Source organism: Deltaproteobacteria bacterium, assembly GCA_030654105.1.
Taxonomy (GTDB): Bacteria; Desulfobacterota; SM23-61; order SM23-61; family SM23-61; genus JAHJQK01.
The window spans coordinates 1-4,069 of record JAURYC010000117.1 but is presented as its reverse complement, the minus strand read 5'-3'; the positions used below and the strand labels follow the sequence as shown (position 1 = coordinate 4,069).

The window sequence follows — 4,069 nt, the reverse complement described above, 5'->3', positions numbered from 1 at the left end:
CTCCGTTTTGTATAAGTTTTTTGGTGGCTTCATCAAAATATTCCGTATAATTCCGAAAAATCTCAGTGGCTCGGATCGCTAAGGGGCTGTCTAAATAAACGGGCACGTCCGCTGGGAGCCTTCCCTCCTTGGCTAAAAGGTGCAGCGAATAAATGATCTCCTGGGTTCTTTCCACAGCGAAAGCCGGGATAATCACCTTCTCTCCGCGCGCGTAGCTGTAAGCGATTGCTTCGGCCAGTTCATTCAAACTGTCTTCTTCATTTTTATGATCACGGTCTCCGTAGGTGGATTCAAGAAAAAGGAAATCAGCCGCCTGGACCAGGCTGGCGTCTTCAACCAGTAATTGGGCCGGGCGGCCCACATCCCCGGAAAAAACCAGTTTATTCTGGAAGCCGTTTTCTTCAACCCAGAGTTCGATTAAGGAAGCACCGAGGATGTGCCCGGCATCCTTAAAATTGACTTTTAAGCCCGGGTAGGGTTCAAAAGGTTCATTGTAGGCTTTGATCTCGAACAACGGGAAGGTGGCCTGCGCATCTTTTTGGGTATATAAAGGTTGGATATGCTTCTGCCCATGGCGGAGGTGCTTTTTACTCTTCCATTGCGCTTCCATTTCCTGAATATGGGCGCTGTCTAAAAGCATGATCTCCAGTAAATCCCGGGTCGGCGGGGTGGTGTAAATCCGGCCCTGGAACCCCTTTTGCACCATGCGGGGCAGGAGACCGGAATGGTCGATATGGGCATGGGTGATCAGAAAACAATCGATTTTACTGGGCTCATAAATACCGATATCCCAATTGCGTTTTTCGATTGCGGCATTACCTTGATGCAACCCACAATCGATGGCCAATCGATGCGTGCCGGTTTCCAGAATGAAACAGGACCCTGTTACTGTTTTGGCCGCGCCCATAAACTTTATCTTCATACCCACTCTCCTTTCATCCCCGTTTTAGGGGAGTCTATTTTAGCATATTTTAAAAGTAAAGATGGAAAAGCCCCATTCATTTATTCCTTGATCTACCGGCTCAATGGAGTTATATAAGAAACCAATGTCTGCAGATGGAGGGGGGTTTATGGTCAAAGGGTTAAGTTTCCGCAAGGATTGCCGTGAATGTGGACGCACTTTCCTTACTCCGGATCGCCAAGCAAGACTTTGCCCACGATGTAGCGAACGAGTTGCGGGGAAGATTAAACAAAAGCAAAAGACCCTGCAAAAGCAGGAAAAGAAAGCTCCCCCTGCAACCAAAACCTCCCGGCAAATTCCGCCACCCGGTTTACCGCTATCTGATGAGCTTAGGGCTCAAATTCTTAAAGAGTACGAAGTCTACCGGGAAGAGAAGGACCTGGCTCAGCGCAAGGTTCATGCCCTAATCGCCAAGAAACTGAAGGTCAAAAAATTGCTGGTGGCCCAAGCCCTGCAGGCGGGTGGCAATTGGGACTTACCGGAAGAAACAGAGCAGGAGATTATTCGCCGCTATCAAGGGTATGTGATGAGTTTAGAGCGTCCTGCCAGAGGGCGGCGCAAAACTATTTCCAGGGAAATGGGGATTCCCTTCCGGGCCGTGGTGCTCGCCGTTCGGAAGTGGAACAGGCAACCGCCCAACCTAAAAGGGCTAAGCCGGGAGCAGCGCTTCTTCATCGAAAAAACCTATTGGCGCAATCTGGAAAACGGTAAGTCTCTTCGGGAAGGAGTGGCAGAGATTGCCCAAAAAATCGCCTGCCCTCCTTTACAGGTTTTTCGTTATCTGGACTTTATTCATGAAGGGCAAGATCGTTTGACCAAGGTCCCCGATGTCACGCCGGATCAAAGGGAAGCCATTTTGGCAGGATACGCTGAATACCTTTCGGGGTCCGCTCCCCCTGATCTTTTTCTGCATACGCTCTTAGCGCAAAAAGCAGGGGTCAATCATAAGCAAGTGCACAAAGTGCTTCTGAACTGCCGCCAGGAGAGGGTACGAGGAGCCCAAGCCCCACCCATTTTTACAGATACTTGACCACCAGATCCCCAACTTCTTGAGTCGTATAACCCATTTCTCCCGCGGCCATGCTCTTTAAATGTTTCTCGAGGACTTGGGCGATGGCCTTTTCGACGCGCTGCGCGGCTTTCTTTTCTCCGAAATGGTCGAGCATCATCTGGCAAGCTGCGATGGCCGCCATGGGGTTAATCATATTCTTGCCGGTATACTTGGGGGCGGAACCGCCCATGGGCTCAAACATGGATACTCCGCCAGGGTCGGGGTTGATGTTCCCGCCTGCTGCAATGCCCAGACCGCCTTGGATCATAGCCCCCAGGTCCGTGATGATGTCGCCAAAAAGGTTGTCGGTCACGATCACGTCGAACCACTCCGGGTTTTTGATCAGCCACATGCAAAGGGCATCGACGTGGGTATAGTCCGTTTTCACGCGGGGATATTCCTTGGCTACCTCGGCAAAGGTCCTCGCCCATAGATCGGAAGCGTAGTTGAGCACGTTGGTCTTGCCCGCGAGGGTCAGTTTGAGTTCCTTGTTGCGTTTCAGGCAAAACTCGAAAGCATAGCGCAGGCAGCGTTCCACTCCTTTGCGGGTATTGATCGATTCCTGGACAGCAACCTCATCCGCGGTTCCCTTTTTCAAGAACCCTCCCGCGCCCGTGTAGAGCCCTTCAGTGTTTTCGCGGATGATGACGAAGTTGATATGTTCGGGCCCTTTATCCTTAAGAGGAGTTTCCACCCCTGGGTAAAGTTTCACGGGCCGGAGGTTGATATACTGATCCAGGGTAAACCGCAAGCGCAAAAGGATGCCCTGTTCCAGGATACCGGGTTTTACCTGGGGATGCCCAATGGCCCCCAGGAATATGGCTTGAACTTTTCTGAGTTCTTCCAGAACGCTTTCAGGAAGAATTTCGCCGGTTTTGAGATACCGCTCTCCTCCCAGATCGTAGAAATGAAAGTCCAGTTGGAATTTTTCTTTCTCCGCAACAGCTCTTAAAACTTTCAGGCCCTCGTCTACTACTTCGGGGCCGGTACCATCTCCAGGAATGACCGCGATCTTGTAGGCCATTTTCCCTCCTTCTGCTAAGGTGATTTTTCAAAATAACATTCAATTTCTACAAAGCCTTGGTCATTAAAAGGGCCCCAGGATTAGAGGGTTTGAAAGATTTCGGATTTCGGAATGCGGATTTCGGAATGCGGATTTCGGATTTTTTATTCCGCATTTGGCATTCTGCATTCCAAATTAATAGCCTCCCTTGAATCCTTGAACCCTGGAACCCATTTTTTCATGTTTTCATTTTAAATGTCTTAACGTAGCTCATCAACCCTCCAGACTTGATGAGCTGTTGCATGAATGGCGGAATGGGCTGGGCTTTAAAAGTCTTTCCCGTGCTCAAATTTTCAATGGTGCCCGTTTCGCTGTCCACCTGCAACTCATCGCCCTGATGGATCCCTTCTACGGCCTCAGTGCTCTCGAGAATGGGCAGGCCCATGTTGAAGGCGTTGCGGTAGAAGATGCGGGCAAAGCTCTTGGCTACCACGCAAGAAACGCCGGCGTGTTTGATGGCCAGCGGGGCGTGTTCCCTGGAGGAACCGCAGCCGAAATTTTCCTCGGCCACAAAGATGTCTCCGGGCTGAATCTTCTCGAGAAATTTCGGGTCGATGTCTTCCATAAGGTGAGAGGCCATTTCCGCCGGATCCGTCGTATTGAGATAACGGGCGGGAATGATGGCATCGGTATCGACATTCGCCCCGAATTTCCAGGCTCTCCCTTTGTAAATCATAAGTCCTCCTAATCCTAATATAACCACAGAGGTCACAGCGCGGCAGAGCCGCAACCAAAAAAAACATCAGCCACAGAGGGCACAGAGATCACAGAGATATAAAGATCTTAAAAAAATCAATTTAGGACATAGATAACCACAGCGCGGCATGGCCGCAACCAAAAGAAATCACCCCCTCCCAACCCTCCCCCCTCGAGGGGGAGGGATAGGGGGGGGGATTGCTTAACAAAATTTTCAAAGTTTGAACGTTAGTAGTACAGATAAGCACAGATAAAATTAATAAATTCTTAATAAAATTTTCAGAAATTGAAGGTTAGT

The 4,069-nt window shown here is 49.9% G+C and carries 4 protein-coding genes; 1 reads left to right on the top strand and 3 read right to left on the bottom strand.

Going from position 1 to position 4,069, the window contains the following annotated elements:
- On the bottom strand, window positions 1–922 hold a 922-nt coding region (locus tag Q7V48_04465), incomplete at its 3' end, for an MBL fold metallo-hydrolase (protein ID MDO9209989.1).
- Window positions 923–1,070: 148 nt separating this feature from the next.
- Here Q7V48_04465 and Q7V48_04460 point away from each other — a divergent pair.
- Window positions 1,071–1,991 (top strand): hypothetical protein, encoded by a 921-nt coding sequence (locus Q7V48_04460; GenBank protein ID MDO9209988.1) that lies wholly within the window; start codon window positions 1,071–1,073, stop codon window positions 1,989–1,991.
- Here the strand turns inward: Q7V48_04460 and Q7V48_04455 are convergent.
- Complete coding sequence (locus tag Q7V48_04455; protein ID MDO9209987.1) at window positions 1,978–3,036, bottom strand: 3-isopropylmalate dehydrogenase; 1,059 nt, start codon at window positions 3,034–3,036, stop codon at window positions 1,978–1,980. The genes Q7V48_04460 and Q7V48_04455 overlap by 14 nt on opposite strands.
- 217 nt (window positions 3,037–3,253) lie before the next feature.
- Window positions 3,254–3,751: a 3-isopropylmalate dehydratase small subunit gene (locus Q7V48_04450; GenBank protein ID MDO9209986.1), complete on the bottom strand. Its 498-nt coding sequence runs from the start codon at window positions 3,749–3,751 to the stop codon at window positions 3,254–3,256.
- Between the last annotated feature and the right edge of the window lie 318 nt (window positions 3,752–4,069).

What these genes read in the sequence shown, in the direction of transcription:
- Q7V48_04460 (MDO9209988.1), top strand. Translation starts at nt 1,071, where the DNA reads ATGGTCAAAGGGTTAAGTTTCCGCAAGGATTGCCGTGAATGTGGACGC.
- Q7V48_04455 (MDO9209987.1), bottom strand. Translation starts at nt 3,036, where the DNA reads ATGGCCTACAAGATCGCGGTCATTCCTGGAGATGGTACCGGCCCCGAA.
- Q7V48_04450 (MDO9209986.1), bottom strand. Translation starts at nt 3,751, where the DNA reads ATGATTTACAAAGGGAGAGCCTGGAAATTCGGGGCGAATGTCGATACC.